General features: G+C 74.9%; 13 protein-coding genes and 1 pseudogene. 10 read left to right on the forward strand and 4 right to left on the reverse strand.

The window, feature by feature from the left end; translation table 11 throughout:
- Positions 1-157: 157 nt before the first annotated feature.
- Positions 158-1,456 (forward strand): MFS transporter, encoded by a 1,299-nt coding sequence (locus tag ACFQBR_RS05195; RefSeq protein WP_267950032.1) that lies wholly within the window; start codon positions 158-160, stop codon positions 1,454-1,456.
- A 386-nt stretch (positions 1,457-1,842) separates the two neighbouring features.
- Positions 1,843-2,688, forward strand: a complete 846-nt coding sequence (locus ACFQBR_RS05200; RefSeq protein WP_267950031.1) for an alpha/beta fold hydrolase — start codon at positions 1,843-1,845, stop codon at positions 2,686-2,688.
- Between the two features lie 101 nt (positions 2,689-2,789).
- Here the strand turns inward: ACFQBR_RS05200 and ACFQBR_RS05205 are convergent, their stop codons facing one another.
- The gene (locus tag ACFQBR_RS05205) at positions 2,790-3,893 is read right to left on the reverse strand and encodes an alkene reductase (RefSeq protein WP_267950030.1); all 1,104 of its coding nucleotides are present in this window, start codon (positions 3,891-3,893) and stop codon (positions 2,790-2,792) included.
- 61 nt (positions 3,894-3,954) lie between these two features.
- On the opposite strand from ACFQBR_RS05205, the gene ACFQBR_RS05210 reads away from it, so the two are divergent.
- Positions 3,955-4,323 carry a MerR family transcriptional regulator gene (locus tag ACFQBR_RS05210; RefSeq protein ID WP_267950029.1) on the forward strand — a complete coding sequence of 123 codons (369 nt, stop codon included), beginning with the start codon at positions 3,955-3,957 and terminating at the stop codon, positions 4,321-4,323.
- Positions 4,324-4,673: 350 nt separating this feature from the next.
- Here the strand turns inward: ACFQBR_RS05210 and ACFQBR_RS05215 are convergent, their stop codons facing one another.
- Positions 4,674-5,549, reverse strand: coding sequence for an AraC family transcriptional regulator (locus ACFQBR_RS05215; RefSeq protein ID WP_344175819.1), 876 nt, complete (start codon positions 5,547-5,549; stop codon positions 4,674-4,676).
- Positions 5,550-5,796: 247 nt separating this feature from the next.
- On the opposite strand from ACFQBR_RS05215, the gene ACFQBR_RS05220 reads away from it, so the two are divergent.
- Positions 5,797-6,933, forward strand: a complete 1,137-nt coding sequence (locus tag ACFQBR_RS05220) for a baeRF2 domain-containing protein (protein WP_344175821.1) — start codon at positions 5,797-5,799, stop codon at positions 6,931-6,933.
- 84 nt (positions 6,934-7,017) lie between these two features.
- On the opposite strand, the gene ACFQBR_RS05225 is transcribed toward ACFQBR_RS05220, so the two are convergent.
- Complete coding sequence (locus tag ACFQBR_RS05225) at positions 7,018-8,073, reverse strand: exonuclease domain-containing protein (RefSeq protein WP_344175823.1); 1,056 nt, start codon at positions 8,071-8,073, stop codon at positions 7,018-7,020.
- 174 nt (positions 8,074-8,247) lie between these two features.
- A pseudogene (gene thrS, locus ACFQBR_RS05230) lies at positions 8,248-9,504 on the reverse strand (threonine--tRNA ligase); the annotation flags it as partial.
- 498 nt (positions 9,505-10,002) lie between these two features.
- Between thrS and ACFQBR_RS05235 the strand changes: the two are divergent.
- The 6 genes from ACFQBR_RS05235 to guaD all read left to right on the forward strand — a co-directional run bounded on the left by ACFQBR_RS05235 (position 10,003) and on the right by guaD (position 17,741).
- A complete protein-coding gene (locus tag ACFQBR_RS05235; protein WP_344175826.1) occupies positions 10,003-11,259 on the forward strand; it encodes a DUF418 domain-containing protein in 1,257 nt (418 codons plus the stop codon).
- Between the two features lie 188 nt (positions 11,260-11,447).
- Positions 11,448-12,365, forward strand: coding sequence for an ATP-binding cassette domain-containing protein (locus ACFQBR_RS05240; protein WP_344175828.1), 918 nt, complete (start codon positions 11,448-11,450; stop codon positions 12,363-12,365).
- Positions 12,362-13,231, forward strand: a complete 870-nt coding sequence (locus ACFQBR_RS05245; RefSeq protein WP_344175830.1) for an ABC transporter permease — start codon at positions 12,362-12,364, stop codon at positions 13,229-13,231. Before ACFQBR_RS05240 ends, ACFQBR_RS05245 begins: the two co-directional genes overlap by 4 nt.
- A gap of 29 nt (positions 13,232-13,260) precedes the next feature.
- Complete coding sequence (locus ACFQBR_RS05250; RefSeq protein ID WP_344175832.1) at positions 13,261-14,535, forward strand: sensor histidine kinase; 1,275 nt, start codon at positions 13,261-13,263, stop codon at positions 14,533-14,535.
- Complete coding sequence (locus tag ACFQBR_RS05255) at positions 14,516-15,160, forward strand: response regulator transcription factor (protein ID WP_330157879.1); 645 nt, start codon at positions 14,516-14,518, stop codon at positions 15,158-15,160. Before ACFQBR_RS05250 ends, ACFQBR_RS05255 begins: the two co-directional genes overlap by 20 nt.
- A 259-nt stretch (positions 15,161-15,419) precedes the next feature.
- Positions 15,420-17,741 carry a guanine deaminase gene (guaD, locus tag ACFQBR_RS05260; RefSeq protein WP_344175834.1) on the forward strand — a complete coding sequence of 774 codons (2,322 nt, stop codon included), beginning with the start codon at positions 15,420-15,422 and terminating at the stop codon, positions 17,739-17,741.
- Positions 17,742-17,808: the final 67 nt, after the last annotated feature.

Raw genomic sequence — 17,808 nt, forward strand, 5'->3', positions numbered from 1 at the left:
CGGTGCCCCGGAGCGCTGGCCCCCGGCGGCGCCGACCGCCTATCCTGGTGCCATGCACGAGCGATGTTAAGTTCCGAACCGGTCTTCGGACCGAGCACGCGGACCACCGGGCGAACACGCCCCCGGTGTCCTCGTTCCGCTCGACCGAAAGACCTTCATGACCACCCTGCCACCGCGCGCCCCCGGCGCGCGTACCTCCCGTCTGACCCGGCCCCTGTACGCGTACGCGGTCCTGGAGGAGTTCGTCCTCCTCTACCCCCTGTACGCGATCCTCTTCGACGAGACCGGGCTGACGGTCGCCCAGATCAGTTCGCTGTTCGTGCTCTGGTCCCTGACCTCCGTCGTCGTGTCGGTCCCCGCCGGCGCCTGGGCCGACGTGGTGCCCCGCCGCTACCTGCTGGCCGCCGCACCCCTGTTCGCGGCCGCGGGCTTCGCCCTGTGGCTCCTGCTGCCCGGCTACTGGGCGTTCGCCCTGGGCTTCGTGCTGTGGGGCGCGGGCGGAGCCCTCTCCTCCGGCGCCTTCGAGGCCCTGGTCTACACCGAACTCGGACACCGCGGCGCGGCCGACCGCTACGCCCGGGTCATGGGCGTGACCCGTGCCCTGGGGGTGGCCGCGGTCGGCGCCTCCACCCTGCTGGCGGTCCCCGTGATGGAACACGGCGGCTACGCGGCCATCGGGGCGGCGAGCGTGGCCGCCTGCGTGCTGTGCTCCGCGGCCGCACTGGCGCTGCCCGAGCACCGGCGGGCCGCCGGCCCCGGCTCCGGGGACGAGCCCGCCGGCTACCTCGCCACCATGCGCGCGGGCCTGGCCGAGGCTCGCGCGAGCCGGGGCGTCCGGGGCGCGATCGTGCTCGTCGTCGTGGTCACGGCCTTCTGGGACATGCTGGAGGAGTACGTCCCCCTGCTCGCGGACGAGGCCGGCGTCCCCACGGCCGACATCCCCCTCGTGGTCCTGGTGGTGTGGGTGTTCATCACCGCGGGCGGCCTGCTCGCCGGGCCCGCGTCCCGGCTGCCCGTCCGGCTCCTCGCCGTCCTGCTCGGCCTGGCGGCGGTCGCCATCGCGACCGGCGCCCTGCTCGGCAGCCTCCCCGGCTGGATGCTGATCGGCGCGGGGTTCGGCGTGTGCCAGACCGCGAACGTGGTCGCCGACGCCCGACTCCAGGAGCGCATCACCGGGGCCGGCCGGGCCACGGTCACCTCGCTCGCCGGACTCGGCTCCGAAGCCTTCACCGGCGCCTCCTACCTGTTGTACGCGGCGGTCTTCGCACTGACCGGCCACGCCCTCGCCTTCGCCCTCTTCGCCACCCCCTACCTGGCCGCGGCCCTCGTCCTGGGCCGGAAGCGGGCAGGGGCCCACTCCCCACGGGGCGGGGCCCCCGGGCGCCAGGAGGACGGCGCCGCCACGGGGGAGTCCGCCGGGACGGGTCCTCTGACGCGTCGGGGAGAGGCCGGGTGAGACGGGGCGCGACCGGGGCCGAACCCGACGGCGTCCGGGGGCGTCTCCCCCTGTAGCCGGGCGCTCCGCGCTCCGGCGCCCGTGGCGGACGGCCCCGTCCGCCACGGCGCACCGTGCCCGAGGACGGCGGGTCACGGCGCGCGAGGGGCCGCAGGTGCGGAGGGACCGCCTGCGGCCCGCTCGCCTCCGGCGGGGGCCGCGCCGAGGCCTCCGCCGGGGCGCGCACGCGCGTGCGATGAGGTGGTCCCGGAAGAGGCGCATCCGCAGCGCGCACGCGCGTGCGCGGGGCCCGTTCCCGGAAGCGGTGCGGTCCCGACCGACTGGGCGCGCTCCCATGGCCATCCCGGTGGAACGGCGCCTTGCACGGATGAATAGCATCGGTTCTTGTGGCACACGAGACGACGAACACCGCGAACAGTGACGCCCCGGACACCGCCTCCGTGAGCGGGATCGACGTGAGTTACACCGATCGCGGAGCCGGGTACCCCGTCCTCTTCATCCACGGCCACCCCTTCGACCGGACGATGTGGGCACCGCAGGTCAAGGCGTTCGCCGGGCGCGGATACCGGGTGGTGGTGCCGGACCTGCGCGGGTACGGCCGCAGCACCGTCGTCCCGGGGACGACCTCCATGAGCGCGTTCGCCCGCGACCTCGCCGCGCTCCTGGACCACCTCGGCCTGGACGTGGCGGGCGTGGTGGGACTGTCCATGGGAGGGCAGGTCGCCCTGGAGTTCTACCGGCTCTTCCCCGACCGGGTCGACTCCCTCACCCTGGCCGCCACCAACCCGCGCGCCGAGACCGACACGGGCCGGGCCTCCCGGGTCGCGATGGCCGAGCGGCTGCGGGGGGAGGGGATGCGGGGCTACACCGACGAGATGCTCGTCGGCATGATGACCGCCGACAACGTGCGCGACCTGCCCGCGGTGGCCGACCACGTGCGCGCCATGATGTACGCCGCCCCGCCCGAGGGTGCGGCGGCAGCCCAGTACGGACGCGCCCAGCGCCCCGACTACACCCCCCTGCTCCGGCGCGTCTCGGCGCCGACACTGCTCATGGCGGGCCAGCACGACCGGTTCACGCCGCCGGACTTCACCGAGTCCATGCACGTGCTGATCCCCGACTCCGTCGTGGAGATCATCGAGGGCGCGGGGCACCTGCCCAACCTGGAGCGCCCCGACCGCTTCAACGAGGTGCTGCGCAGGTTCCTGGACCGCTGCCGCACCCGCGTCTGACCGGCGCCTCCGGCAAGGCCCGGCCCCGGCCGCCCCCTCCGCGCCCGGGGCGGGGAACGGCTGCTCCGGGGCGGCCCGCCGCGCGGTGCCCGCCGCCGGGCTCAGAGGGCCGCGGCGGGGTAGTCGGTGTAGCCGGTGGCGCCCCCCACGTACATCAGGTACTTGTCGCGCACCGGGTTGACCGGAGCACCGGTACGGATGCGCTCGACGAGGTCGGGGTTGGCCAGGAAGGGGCGCCCCAGGGCGACCAGGTCGGCCCCGGCCTCCAGCATCCGCTCTCCCGCGGCCCGGCCCCCGTCGGCGGGGATCCCCTCGGCGGGCAGGACCGGGTTGCCGACCAGGGTCCGCGACCAGCGGGAGCGGATCTCCTTCCAGACCCGGCTGTCGGGGTCGGCGAAGGCCACGTGCAGGTAGGCGGGGCCCAGGGCGTCCAGGCGCTCGGTCAGCCCGGGGTACAGGGCCGCGATGTCGTCGGCGGTCTCGGCGATGCCGTTGCTGGTGTTGCCCGGGGAGACGCGCACACCGACCCGGTCGGGGCCGATCTCGTCGACGACGGCCCCGACGACCTCCAGCACGAACCGCATCCGGTTCCGCGGGGCGCCGCCGTAGGCGTCCTGGCGCCGGTTGGTGGTGGGAGCCAGGAACTGGTGGAGGAGGTAGCCGTTGGCGGCGTGGACCTCCACCCCGAGGAAGCCCGCGTCCACGGCCCGGCGGGCCGCGGCGGCGAAGTCGGCGACGGTCCCGTCGATGTCGGCCCGGTCCATCTCCCGGGGCGTCACGGCCGGCTGGCGGCCGCCGGGTGTGTGGATCGTGTCGGGCAGGGCCACGGGCGAGGGCGCCACCGGCGTCAGCCCGCTGGTGGCGGGGTGGCCGACACGGCCCCCGTGCTGGATCTGGAGGAACATGCGCCCGCCCGCCTCCGCCACACGGCGGGTGACCGCCCGCCAGCCCTCGACGTGCTCGGGGCGGTGCAGGGCGGCGATGTTCGGATAGGTCTGGCCGACCGCGTTCGGGGTGGAGGCCTCCGCGATGACGAGGCCCGCCGAGGCGCGCTGGGCGTAGTACTCGGCCATGAGAGCGCTCGCGGCGCCCGAGGGCTCGGCCCGGTTGCGGGTCATCGGGGCGATGACGAGGCGGTTGGGCAGGTCGATGCCGGCCAGGCGGGCGGGGGTGAGCAGCGGAGAGGTTCCGGATGTGGTGTCCATGCCGCTACCGTAGGAGTTGACGCCAATGTCAACTTCAAGTGCGGGGAGTGTGAGTTGGGCCATGCGGATCGGTGAATTGGCGCGGCGCAGCGGTGTGAGCACACGGTCGCTGCGCTACTACGAGCAGCAGGGCCTGCTGTCCTCCGAGCGCACACCGGGCGGTCAGCGCGAGTACGCCGAGTCCGCGCAGGACCGGGTGGAGCGCATCCAGGAGCTGTTCGCGGCGGGGCTGTGCAGTGCCAAGATCGCGACCCTGCTGCCGTGCATGCGCGACGTCGACGGCGGCCCGGCGGAGCCGGACGGCACCCTGGTGGCGGACCTGATGGTGGAGCGCGACCGCATCGACCGGATGATCGGGGACCTGCAGCGCTCCCGCAAGCTGCTCGACGACGTCATCGTGGCGGCCTCCACCGAGGTCGCGGCGCCGTAGGACACGCCCTTGACCTGCGGGTTCGCGCCGCCCGAGCCCGCGTCCAGCGCCGCGCGCATCCGCGCGGCGTCGGACGCGGCCGAGGGGGATCGCGCGGACGGCGGTGGCTGAGCACGGCCTCCCACCGGCCCGCCCGGGGTCCGGCTCCGCGCGCGGGGCAGACGTGTCGGCACACCACCGCGCCCCGCCCCTCCTACGGGCGGGGCGCGGTCCGCTCCGCGCGGCCGTGCCCGCATCGGTCTTCATCCCGCCGCTGGTGGTCCTGTTCCTGTCCGCCCCGCGCGGCCGTGCCCGCGTCCGAAGGCCCGGACGCGGGCACGGCGGAGCCGCGGGGCACCCGTCCGGCCGGGTCAGTCCGCCCGCTCGACGGGCAGCCACAGCTCGGCCTCGGCGTTCGCGCAGTCCTCCCCGTACTCCACCCGCAGGATCGACGGCCCCTCGACGGTCCGGTAGGACGGGTGGGACGGAAACCAGTGCCCGAACGCGTCCGACCACAGCCGCTGCAGAGGCTCGGGGAAGTCCGCCGAGGGCCCCGAGTACGGGAAGACCACCCAGGTCCCGGCCGGCACCTCCAGGACCTCCATCCCCGACGGCGCGGGAGCGGTCGTGGCCGCCGCCTGGTAGTAGTCCAGCTCGGTCCCCTCCTCCCGCGAGGAGCCGAGGTGGACGCTCACCGACAGGACGCCGCGCGGCTCCTGGTCGGACAGCCGCCCCACCTCCTCCAGCACGGCCCGTCCGAGCCCTTTCGTGAACGCGACGATGTCCGGGTTGGGTCCCCGGTGCACCAGGGGGACCCGGGCCCTGGGCCCCACGAGGCGGAACGCCTCCTTCTCCACGATCCGGTAACGCACAGTGGTGCTCCCTTCGACTGTCAGGCGGAACGTCATCCGCGGTTGGGAGGCGAGTACCGCACCGGTCCGGCGGGCCTCGCCGGGCCCCACTCCGTGCATGGAGCGGAACGCCCGGGCGAACGCCTCCGCCGAGCCGTAGCCGTACCGGACCGCGACGTCGAGCAGGGGGTCGTCGCCGTGGAGCACCTCGGCCCCCGCCAGCGTCAGCCTCCGCCGCCGCGCGTACTCCGACAGCGACATCCCCGCCAGGGCCGAGAAAAGCCGCCGGAGGTGGTGCTCCGAGGTCAGCGCGTCCCGCGCCATCGCGGCCGCGTCCGGCGGAGCCCCGGGGTCCTCCTCGACCCGCTCCAGGGCCCGGTTCAACCTGTCCAGCATGTCCCGCCTCCTTCTTCCACCACCGACGTTAGGGACCCGGCACCCTTCCGCGCCCGACAGTTCACGACCCTCTCCGGTCGGGTGGCGGCCGTTCCGTTCTCGGGCAAATCGTGGAAATCCTTGGGCAAGGAGCGTGTCTCCCTCGACGTGGCGTACGTACGGTTAGCACCATTGGCCCCAGGATGGCCCGCAGGCCGACCCCGAGAAGGAGGTGGGCGGGGCGGGGGTGACCACGCCCCGCGGATACATGGACATGGGTTTTCTGCGACCTCTGTACGAGAGCGGCGCTCCGGTGGCTTCGGTTCACATGGACACCAGCCGCGACACCACCGACGCCGACAAGAAGATCGAACTGCGCTGGCGGCACCTGCGTGAGGAGCTCGCCGCGCTGGGCACGGACGAGGCCACCCTCGACGTCCTGGAACAGGCGGTCGGGGAGAAGACGTCCCGCGCCTACGGCGACCACGGGCAGGCCCTCTTCGCCTCCGAGGGAACCCTTCTCGGCGCCCACACCCTGGGCGACATCCCCGTCCAGGACCGGGCCGCGTACCTTCCCGTCCCGGACGTGCTCCCCCTGGCCGTCGACCGGGGCCGCCGCCTGCCCTACGTGCTGGTGGCCCTGGACCGGGTCAACGCCAAGGTCACGGCCTACGCCGCCCGACCGACCCGGGCACCGGTCATGGAGACCGACGCCGCCGGGGAATCCCTCCGCAACATCGACGGCCTGGGCGGGCGCGGAGGCCGCGGACAGCGCAACAACCCCGGCGGCCCGGGAGCCGACTCGCACGCCGCCCAGGAACTGTGGCGGGAGAACACCGCGAAGGTGGCCGAGCACGTCCGCGAGGCCGCCCGCAGGGTCGGCGCCGAGCTCATCATCGTCGGCGGCGACGAGGAGGCCATCGCCTACCTGCGCGACAACCTGGGCCCGCGCCAGCTCACCGTCCCGATCCGGGTCGTCCCGGGAGGGCGCGGCGGGACCGACGCCGAGGAGCGGCTGCACAAGGCCGCCGAGGACGCCCTGCGCGAGTTCGTCGTGGAGAGGCACGACGCATTCCTGGAGGACTACCAGCGCAAGCTCGCCCACGACCAGGCGGTGCGCGGGACCACGCCCCTCCTGCCGATGCTGTCGGAGGCACGGGTGGAGACCCTCCTCCTGGGCGCCGAACGCGACGGGGAGCCCGAGCTGTGGGGGTCGTTCAACGAACCGCTGCTCGTGGACACCGACCCCAAGGGCCTGGACGATCCGAACGCGGCCTTCCGGGCCCCGGCCAGCGCGCTGATGCTGCGCTCGGCGGTCATGGCGGACGCCGGGTTCACCGAACTGCTCGACCACGGGCGGACCAGCTCCGAGAGCGGGGCCACCCTGCGCTTCCCCAGGCAGTAGCCGGACAGCCGGCGGAGCCGCCCGCGCACCCGACCGGGGCGCGGGCGGCTCCGCCGTTCCCGCGGGAACGCGGCCCGGCGCCGGTCAGGGGCCGGCGGTGGTCATCCCCAGCAGGGCCAGGAGTTCGTCCTCGGTGACGAGGTCGATGCGCTGGCCGCGCTCGCGGTAGGTCTCGGCCTGGCGGTGCTTGGAGGTCTTGCCGGTCCCGTCGTGGCCGCCCAGGACGAGCACGTCGGTCTTCCGGGTCACGTTCTTGGCGGGGCGCCCGCCCGCCTCGGCCACGCGCCGCCACACCTCAGGCTTGTCCATGGAGGCCAGGTCGCCGGACACGCACACGGTGCGCCCGTACAGGGGACCGGCGGGGTCGGCGTCCGGGGAGGGTTCGGGGAGCGGTGTCTGGGCGACCCTCTGCCACCTGCTGAAGCGGTCCTCACCCGCGACGGGGCCGGGAGCCGTCGCTGCGCGGGCGGGCGCGGACGGGCCGCCCGCCGCACGCGCGGCGGAGGCCGGGGGCTGCGCGGCGGTCCCCGCCCCCACGGGCAGGGCCTCCTGGACCGGGAGGGCCCCGGCCGCCTCCACCCGGCGCAGGTCCAGGCGGGCGGCGCGGGCGAGGTCGGCGAGGGAGGAGGTCCCGTAGCGGGTCATGGCCGCGATCATGATGCTCGCGGCGGCCTCGGCGTCGGCGTCGGCCCGGTGGTGGTGGAGCACCCGGTGGCCGATGTGGGCGCACACCGTGGGCAGCTTGTGGTCGGGCAGGTCCGCCCAGGTGCGCCTGGACAGCGCGAGCGTGCACGCGTACTCCCACGCCGGGTGGGACAGCCCCGCGTGGGCGCAGGCCTGGCGCAGCACGCCGATGTCGAAGGCGGCGTTGTGCGCCACCAGCGGGTCCCCGTCGGCGAACTCCACGATGCGGGCGTGCGCCTCGGGCCATCCGGGGGCGTCGGCGACGTCGGCGGCGGTGATGCCGTGCACGGCGATGTTGTGCCGCGAGAAGAAGTCCACCTGCCGGGGCGGCCGGATGAGGGTGGTGAACCGGTCCACGACCGCGCCGTCGCGGACGCGCACCAGGCCGACCGCGCACGCGCTGCCGCGGTCGTGGTTGGCGGTCTCGAAGTCGATCGCGGTCCAGGTGTGGGACACCACGTGCCTCCTGCAACGTCCGGGGAACGGGTCGAGGCTACCCGGACGGGGGCCCCGGCGGGGACAGAACGGTCGTCCCGGGCGGCCCCGCCCCTGCGGCCCGCCCCCGGAGGGGCGGTCCGCGGCGCCCGGCTCCCGACCCCCTCGGCGGGGGCCGGGACGGCGGCGACACGGTCAGGGGGCCGCGTCCCACAGGTCGGTGCGGTGCGCCCCCACCAGACCCCGGACCCGTTCCAGGACCTCCGCCGCCGGCAGCGGGTCCAGGCGGCGGCCGTCGCGCAGGCGCAGGGCCACGGTCCCCTCGGCGGCCTCCCGCGCCCCGACGACCGCCTGGTAGGGCACGAGCCGGGCCGCGCGGATCCGCGCTCCCAGGCTGCCCCTGTCCGGGGGGCTCACCCGGGCCCGCAGGTCCAGCTCCGCGCACCTGCGGGCGAACTCCCCGGCCTCGGCGCCCTGGTCGTCGCTCACCGGCAGGACCTCCAGCTGGACGGGGGCGAGCCAGGCGGGGAACGCGCCCCCGTGCTGTTCGATCAGGTGGGCCACCGCCCGCTCCACGCTGCCGACGATGCTGCGGTGGACCATGACCGGCCGGTGCCTCGCGCCGTCCGCGCCCACGTAGTGCAGGTCGAACCGCTCGGGCTGGTGGAAGTCGACCTGGACGGTGGACAGGGTGGACTCCCGTCCCGCGCCGTCGGCGACCTGGACGTCGATCTTGGGCCCGTAGAACGCGGCCTCCCCCTCGACCGCCTCGTAGGGCAGGCCGGAGTCGTCCAGGACCCGGGTGAGCAGGGCGGTGGAGCGCCGCCACAGCTCGGGGGAGGCGACGTACTTGCCTCCCGGTCCGGGCAGCGACAGCCTGTACCGGGCCGGGGTGATCCCCAGCGCCCGGTAGGCCCGGCGGATCAGCTCCAGTGCCGTCCCCGCCTCCGCCCCGACCTGCTCCGGGGCGCAGAAGACGTGCGCGTCGTTGAGCTGGATGGCGCGGACCCGGGTGAGTCCGCCGAGCACGCCCGAGGGCTCGGACCGGTACATGCCGCCCAGCTCGGCCATGCGCAGGGGGAGCTCCCTGTGGCTGCGCGAGCGGGACCGGAAGATCACCGCGTGGTGGGGGCACAGGCTCGGCCGCAGGACGAGCTGTTCGGAGCCCTCCCCGCCGGCGCCCCGCGCCCCCGGCTCCATGGGCGGGAACATGTCGTCGCGGTAGTGCGACCAGTGCCCGGAGATCTCGTAGAGCTCCCGCTTGCCCAGCACGGGCGAGTAGACGTGCTGGTAGCCCGCCCTCCTCTCGACGGTGCGGACGTACTCCTCCAGCGCGTGCCGGACGGCGGCGCCGTCCGGCAGCCAGTAGGGAAGGCCCGAGCCGATCAGCGGGTCGGTGCCGAACAGCTCCAGCTCACGGCCCAGCTTGCGGTGGTCGTGCATGGCGGTCTCCTCGCGTGGGTGGAGCGAGTGGCCGCACGGCGAAGCCCCGGGGCACTCGCCCCGGGGCTTCGAACAAGACGTCTGTCAGCGCGCCGGGACACTCTCCGGCGTCGTCGTCATGGCAGCGCGCTTCATGGCGACGACGGTAGCAGATGCGCCGGGCTCCGCAGCCCCCTCCGGTACGGGGCGGCGGGCGCCGGGGGCCCGGCGGTGCGCCCCGGCGGTGCGGACCGCGCCGGCCGGCCGCGAGGACGTCCCCCCGCTCCCGGGGAGCGGCGGAACCCGCCCCTGGGGCCAGCCCTGTGCCGGGGGAGGAGGCAGGGGCCGAACGTGCCCGCCGGACCGGAAGTCCTTCGACGGGAGCGGGGGCCGGTTGGTAGGTTGCGTTCCGGCACCCCTTCAGGCCGACCCCTGCCCCGTGTCCCTCCAGGTCGGACGGATCGCCCCGTCTCCAGGCGAAGCGGGCCCGGTACGGCCCCTTCCCGTCGTCCCCGCACGGGAGTTCCCATGAGCGCGTCACCCCCCGGCCCGCCATCGGCGGGCGGCCCCCCCGAACGGCCCCCTGGCCCGCACCGGCCGACCCCGGTCGCCCAGCGGGCCCTGGCCCCCGACCTCGCCCGCGGCCTCATGCTGCTCTTCATCGCGCTGGTCAACGTCGGCCACTTCCTCGACCAGCCCTACGGCGCGGAGACCGCCGCCGGCGCCGCCGACCGGGCGGTCACCCTGGTCCAGGCAGCGCTCGTCGACAGGCGCGCCATACCGCTCTTCGCGTTCCTGTTCGGCTACGGCACCGTGCAGCTGCTGCGGCGCCTCGACCCCCGGGGCGACGCCTGGGCCGGCGCCCGCCGGATCCTGAGGCGCAGGGGGATGTGGATGGTCCTCATCGGGCTCGTCCACGGTGTCCTGCTGCTGCCGGTCGACATCATCGGTACGTACGGACTCACCCTCCTGCTGTTCGCCGGGCTCCTGCGGGCACGGGACCGCACCCTGCTGGCCGTCGGCGCGGGCGTCATCACCGCCTATGCCGTCCTCCCCCTCGCCTGGGTGCTGGTGTCGCTGGCGCAGGGGCCGGGACCCGGTCCCCAGGGCGAACCGGCCCTGACCGCGGTCGCCGTCGCGCAACGACCCGAACCGGTCGCCGCCCTGGCCGAGGCCCTGGCCGCGAACTTCACCGAATGGCTGCTCTACACACCCGTCACCATGCTGATGTTCGTGGTCCCCCCGGCCGCGCTGGGCGTCTGGGCGGCCCGCCGCCGCGTCCTGGAGGAGCCCGAGCGGCACCGCGCGCTGCTCCGGGGCACCGCCGCGGGCGGTCTGGGCCTGGCCGTCCTGGCGGGGCTCCCCCACGGCCTGGTCGGCGCGGGCCTCCTGGACACGTGGGTCTCCACCGACGCGCTGAGCCTGCTCCAGGAGTTCACCGGGCCGCTCGGGGGCCTGGGCTGGGCCGCCGTGTTCGGACTGGCCGCCGGGCGGGTCCTGGAGCGGGGGGCCGAGCCCTCCGGGCTCACCCGGGCCGTCGCCGCCACCGGCCAGCGGTCGATGACCTCCTACCTGCTCCAGTCGGTGGTCTTCACGGCGGTCTTCTCCCCCTTCGCGGGAGGGCTCGGGGGGAGCACGGGCGCCGCAGGGGCCGCCGCGGTGGCGCTCCTGACCTGGATCGCGACCGTCGTCCTCTCCGAACTCCAGAGGCTCACGGGTCACCGGGGTCCCGCCGAGACCCTGCTGCGCCGCCTCACCTACGGGGAGCGCCGACGGGAGCGCTGACCGCCTACCCCCGGTGGACGCCGCACCCGGTTCCGCCGCAGGACGGGTCGGCCGGAGCCGGGGCGGCCCGCCGGGCGGCGCACCCTGCGGAAAACCGCACCCCCGGCCGACGGCGCACCCCATGGCCGCGCAGGACCCCCGCTCCCTACCGTTGTCCCACCGCCGACAGCCGAGACGACAGGACGACCATGATCACCCTGCAAGGACTGAGCAAACGCTACGGGGACACCGTCGCCGTGGACTCGCTGGACCTGGAGGTCCGGCCGGGCAGGGTCACGGGCTTCCTGGGGCCCAACGGCGCGGGCAAGAGCACGACCATGCGGATGATCCTCGGGCTGGACCGCCCGACCTCGGGGCGGGCCCTGGTCGACGGGCGCCCCTACCGGGAGCTGGACCGGCCCCTGCACCACGTGGGCGCCGTCCTGGACGCCCGGGCCGTGCACCCGGGACGCAGCGCCCGCTCCCACCTGCTGGCGCTGGCCCGCACGCACCGCATCCCCGACCGGCGGGTGGACGAGGTCCTGGACACCGTGGGTCTGGCCGGGGCGGCGCGCAGGCGCGCGGGCGCCTTCTCCCTCGGCATGGGCCAGCGGCTGGGCATCGCCGCGGCCCTGCTGGGCGACCCGCGCCTGCTCGTCCTCGACGAACCGGTCAACGGCCTGGACCCCGACGGGGTGCGCTGGGTGCGCGACCTCATGCGCTCGATGGCCGACGAGGGGCGCACCGTGTTCGTCTCCAGCCACCTGATGAGCGAGATGCAGCTGACCGCCGACCACCTGGTGGTCATCGGACGGGGGCGGCTCATCACCGACGCCCCCCTGGCCGAGGTGCTCGACAACAGCGCGTGGAGCGCCGTGCGGGTACGCGCACCCCACCCCGAGGACCTGGTCACCGCCCTGGAGGCGGAGGGCGCCGGCGTCGAGCGCCCCGGCGCGGGAGAGCTGGTCGTGACCGGCGTGCCCATCGAGCGGATCGGCGAGCTGGCCCACAGGGCGGGGGTCGCCCTCCACGAGCTGAGCCCCCGCGAGGCCTCCCTCGAACAGGCCTACAGGGAACTCACCTCCGACAGCGTGCAGTACGCGGCGCCGACGGGAGGCCGACCGTGACGCCCTCCACCCGGTCCGGGCCCGCACCGGCCGCCGCACGGCCCGACCGGCCCGCCGGCCCGGCGCGCGCCCTGTCCGACCTCGCCGCGGCGGCCTCCTCCGAGTGGGTCAAGCTCCGCTCGGTGAGGTCCACCTGGTGGGGAGCGGCCCTGGCCCTGGGCCTGTCGGCGACCGTCGCCCCCCTCACCGCGGTGGCCACCGTCGGCAACATGCAGCAGGACCGGATCCCCTCCGCCGACGTGCCCGCCTCGGAGATGGCGGTCTACGCGGCCGTCTGGGCGGCCCAGTTCGCGGTCATCGCCCTGGCCCTTCCGGTGATGACCTCCGAGTACTCCTCGCGCTCCGTCCACCCCGCGCTCCAGGCGGTCCCGGCCCGGGTACGCCTGCTGGCGGCCAAGACCGCGGCCCTGATGTCGTTCGTGTTCGCGTGCGGCCTGGTCACGGGCACGGCAGGCACGCTGACCGCCCACCTGGTCATGCTGCACCCGCTGATCGAGGGGTACGGAACGCTGGACCCGGCCGAGGCAGCCGCGGACGTGGTGCGCCTGTCGGCGTACCTGGCGCTGGTCGCGGCCCTCACCCTGGGGGCGGGAACCGCGCTGCGCTCGGCCGCGGCGGCGCTGGCCGCGGTGTCGGCGCTGCTCTTCGCCCTGCCCGCGGTCCTCGTGCTGCTGGGAGGTCGGACGGGGGTGTACGTCGCCGAACGGCTCCCCCTGTCCGCGGGCGTGTCGTTCGTGGACAGCGCGTTCGTGATGGGGCGGTCCGAGGCCGCCCTCCCGCCCGGCGCCGGGGGGATGGTACTCCTGTGCTGGGCGGCGGCCGCCCTGGCGGCGGGGGCACTGGTGCTCACGCGCCGGGACGCGTGAGACCGGTACGCCGGATACGGGGAGCGGGCATGGACGAGTCGGGCGGCGCACGAGGGACAACCGGTCTCCGCGCCCGTGCGGGCGCGGCGGCCGTGCCGCTCGGACGCGCGGCGGGGGAGTTCACGGGAACGGTCCTGGGGCTGGTCACCGCCGCCCTCACCCTCGTGTGGGCGGCGGCGTCCCTGCTGCTCCTGGCCGCCGCGCTGGTCCGGCCCTCCGCCCGTCCGCGGACGCGGGACGCGCTCTCGCGGTGGACCGGGAAGCTGTGCGACCTCGACCTGGCGCGGCTGGAGCGGTGGACGGGGTGCGCGGTCCGGGCCCGTCCCGGCACGGCGCACCGCGCGGCCTACCTGCTCCTGCGGCTGCCGCTCGCCCTGGTGTGCGGTTATCTGGCGCCGTCGGCCGCCCTGCTGGTGGCGGTATTCCTCGGCGGGGCCGCGCTGGAGGCCGTCACGGGGGCCGGGACCAGCGTCCCGGTGTCCCTGCCCGGTGCACAACTGTCCGTCTCCAGCGTCAACCTGGGGCTGGCCGTGGGGCTGGTCGTCCTCGCCGCGGTGTGGCTGGTCGCGGCGCTGGCCTCCGCCGTCGACCGCTCCCTGGCCCGCCGGCTCCTGGGCCCCAGCCACGAGGACCTCCTGAATCGCCGGATCGACGAGCTCACCCAGACGCGTTCGGGCATCGTCCGCGCGGTGGACGAGGAGCGCCGCAGGATCGAACGCGACCTGCACGACGGGGTTCAGCAGCGGGTCGTGGCCCTGGCGATGCTGCTGGGCCGGGCCCAGCGCGGCACCGACCCCGAGCGGACGGCGGGGCTGCTGCGCGAGGCCCACACCGAGTCCCGGATCCTGCTCGACGAACTGCGCGAGGTGGCCTGGCGGGTCTACCCGACCGCCCTGGACACCCTGGGGCTGGAGGCGGCGCTGACCGAGGTGGCCAGGCGCAGCCCGCTGCCGGTGGCGGTGCGCTCGGACCTGCCCGCGCCGCCACCGCGCGAGCTGGCCGCGGCCGTGTACTTCGTGGCGCGCGAGTCCATCACCAACGCCGTCAAGCACGCCGGGGCCGGTGAGGTGATCGTGCACGTGGACGGCCGCGGCGGAGTGCTGGACCTGCGGGTCCTCGACGACGGCCGGGGCGGCGCGGACCCGGAGGGGAGCGGTCTGACGGGCCTGGCGCGACGGGTCCAGGCCCTGGACGGGACACTGTCGGTGCACAGCCCCGCGGGCGGGCCGACCACGGTGCACGCCGCCCTGCCGCTGCCCGACGAACAACGGATACGGAGCCCCCATGCGCCTGGTGATCGCTGACGACTCGGTCCTCCTGAGGGAGGGCCTGGTACGGCTGCTGGAGGAGGAGGGCCACCGGGTGGTGGCGGCGGTCGGCGACGCCGAGGCCCTGCTGGAGGAGGTCGCCGGGCACCGGCCGGACGCGGCCGTGGTGGACGTGCGGATGCCCCCGACCCACACCGACGAGGGGCTGCGCGCGGCCCTGCGCATCCGCGCCGAGCACGAGGGGGTGGCGGTGCTGGTGCTGTCGCAGTACGTGGAGCAGCGCTACGCCGCCGAACTGCTCGCCGCCGCCTCGGGCCGGGTCGGCTACCTGCTCAAGGACCGGGTGTCGGAGGTGGGGGAGTTCCTGGACGCCCTGGAGCGGGTCCGGGCCGGAGGGGCGGCCTTCGACCCCGAGGTGGTGCGCCAGCTCCTGGCCCGCACCACCCACGCCGACCCGCTGGCGCGGCTGACCCCGCGCGAGCGCGACGTGCTGGAGCTCATGGCGCAGGGGTTGAGCAACACGCTGATCGCCCAGCGCCTGTTCGTGTCCCTGAGCGCGGTGGAGAAGCACGTGAACGCGATCTTCGACAAGCTGGAACTGGGGCACGCCTCCGGGTACAGCCGCCGGGTGCTGGCGGTGCTGCGCTACCTGGGCACCTGAGGAACGGCCGACGCGCTCGCGCCTGGGCGGCGCGTGTGCCCGGGCCCGCCCGTGCCGCCGCCATCCGGCGACGAGCACCGCCGATGCCGGCACAGCCCCCTGCCTGCGACGACGCCGGGCAGGGGGAGTTTTCCGCCGGTGACCTCCGGGTACTCGCGGTGACGGACCGAGCACCCGAGCGAGGAGCGGACATGGTGCGCGACGCCGCGAGAAGGCGCGAATCCGACCGGCGACCGGGACCCCGAGGGGGTGGTCGGGCATGAACGCCGTCACCACACCCCCGGAGGCCGGCGGTGGCTGCGGCGCCGTCACGGCGGTCCGCGGCTCCCTGGTCTGGTTCGGCGAGGACCCCTTCCTCACCTCCGGCGAGGGGGCGCTGGAGTACGTGGAGGACGGCCTGCTCGTCTGCCGGGACGGCAGGATCACCGCGGCGGGGGAGTACTCGGACCTGGTGGAGAAGCTTCCCGTCGGCGCCACCGTCGTCCACCACCGGGACAAGCTGATCCTGCCGGGGTTCGTCGACCCCCACGTGCACTACGTGCAGACGCGGATCATCGGCGCCTACGGCGACCAGCTCCTGGACTGGCTGCAGAACTCCGTCTACCCCGAGGAGGCCCGCTTCGCCTCCAGGGCCTACGCCGAACGGTTCGCGAAGCTCTTCTGCGAGCAGATCCTGCGCAACGGCACCACCACCGCGCTGGTCAACTGCGCGACCTACCCGGTCTCGGTCGACGCCCTGTTCGAGGAGACCAACCGCAGGGGCATGCGCGTGGCCGCGGGCAAGGTCCTCATGGACCGCAACGCCCGCCCCGACCTGCTGGACCCCTCGCCCCTTCAGGGCTACGAGGAGTCCGAGGCGCTCATCCGCAAGTGGCACGGCGTGGGGCGGAGCCTGTACGCGGTCACCCCGCGGTTCGCCGTGGCCTGCACCGGCGAGATGCTCCGCCTGGCCGGGAAGCTGTGGCACGATCACCCCGGCACGCTCATGCAGACGCACCTGGCCGAGAACACGGACGAGGTCGAGGAGGTCCGCCGGCTCTTCCCCGAACGTGAGAACTACGTCGACGTCTACGAGCACTACGGCCTCCTCGGGCGCGGGGCGGTCTTCGCCCACTCCGTCCACCTGGAGAAGCGCGAGTGGAAGCGCCTGTCGGCCACCGGAAGCGGGGTGGCGCACTGCCCCACATCCAACCTGTTCCTGGGCAGCGGGCTCTTCTCCATGCGCGACGCCAGGCGCCGCAAGCGCCCCGTGCACACCGGCCTGGGCACCGACGTGGGCGGGGGCACGAGCCTGTCGCTCCTGCAGACCATGGGCGAGGCCTACAAGGTGGGCCAACTCGGCCATGTGCCCATGGACGGCACCAAGCTCTTCTACCTGGCCACCCTCGGCGGGGCCGAGACGATGGGCCTGGAAGGGGTCATCGGCTCGCTCGCGCCCGGCCACGAGGCCGACTTCGTGGTCTTGGACCCCTCCGCCACCCAGTTGCTCGCCGCGCGCACCGCGGAGAGCGAGACCGTCGACGACCTGCTGTTCGCACTCGCGACGCTGGGCGACGACCGGGCCGTGGCGGCGACCTATGTCGGCGGCCGCGTCGCGCACGAGCGCAGCCCCTGTCCGGACCCCAAGCCCCGGCGCTCCTCCCGCCGCCGCTGGAACAGGTCGCGGAACAGGGAGCTGCGGTGGCTCAAGTTCGAGGAGGGCGCGGGCTGGTCCAAGGACCTGGAGGTCCCCGGCGCCTGGTCTCCCCACGGCCCCGGCATCGAGGCGTACAAGAGCCTCCTGTACTGCCTGCACCAGGACACCGCCGCCAACCCGTTCCTGTGGTGGGACGTCTACGACAAGGAGACCGGGGCCTGGAGGGGCGACCGGGAGATCACCGACGTGCTCGGGGACCGCGTGCCCAACCACGGGCAGCCCGCGGTCTCCCACGCCAACGACTTCCTGTACTGCGTCCACCACCGCGACGTCTCCGACACCCGCCTGTGGTGGTCGCGCTACAACATCGAGGGCGCGGAGCCGGGCTGGTCGGCCGACCAGGTCGTGAAGGAGCCCGGCGGCCGGGAGGTGAGGGCCTCGGGCGCCTCCCTCACGGTCTACGACGGCCTCCTGTACTGCGTCCTCAGGCGTGAGGACGGCACACTGCGCTGGCTGAGCCACGACACCGGGACCAAGGCATGGAGCGCCGAGAGCGACGTGCCGGGAGGGTTCACCTCGTCGCGCACCCCGGTGGTGGAGCGCTTCAAGGACCACCTCTACTGCGTCCACGACCGCGGGGACGACCAGCTCCACTGGATGACCTACAGCAGCGTCTCCCGGAGCTGGAGCGGGAGCCGGCGCATCGATGACCCGGACGGCAACCCCGTGCGCACCTCGTACGCCCCGGCGATCGCCCGGTACAACGACCACCTGTACTGCGTCTTCCACCAGGAGGACTCCGGCGGGTGGGGGCGGCTGTGGTGGACCCGGTACGACGAGGGGAAGGGGTGGAGCCGGCCGGAGCGGGTCGGGGCCGCCATCTCCTCGGCGGGGTTCGACGTCTCCGCCTACCACGGTCCGCTGTTCTGCGTCCACCGGGGCTGAGGCGTCCCGCGTCCCGCACCGGCCGGTCGGCTCCGGAGCCGATCGACCGGGCCCTGGGACCGCGGCG

The sequence above is a fragment of the Nocardiopsis tropica genome, assembly GCF_042660575.1.
Classification (GTDB): Bacteria; Actinomycetota; Actinomycetes; order Streptosporangiales; family Streptosporangiaceae; genus Nocardiopsis; species Nocardiopsis tropica.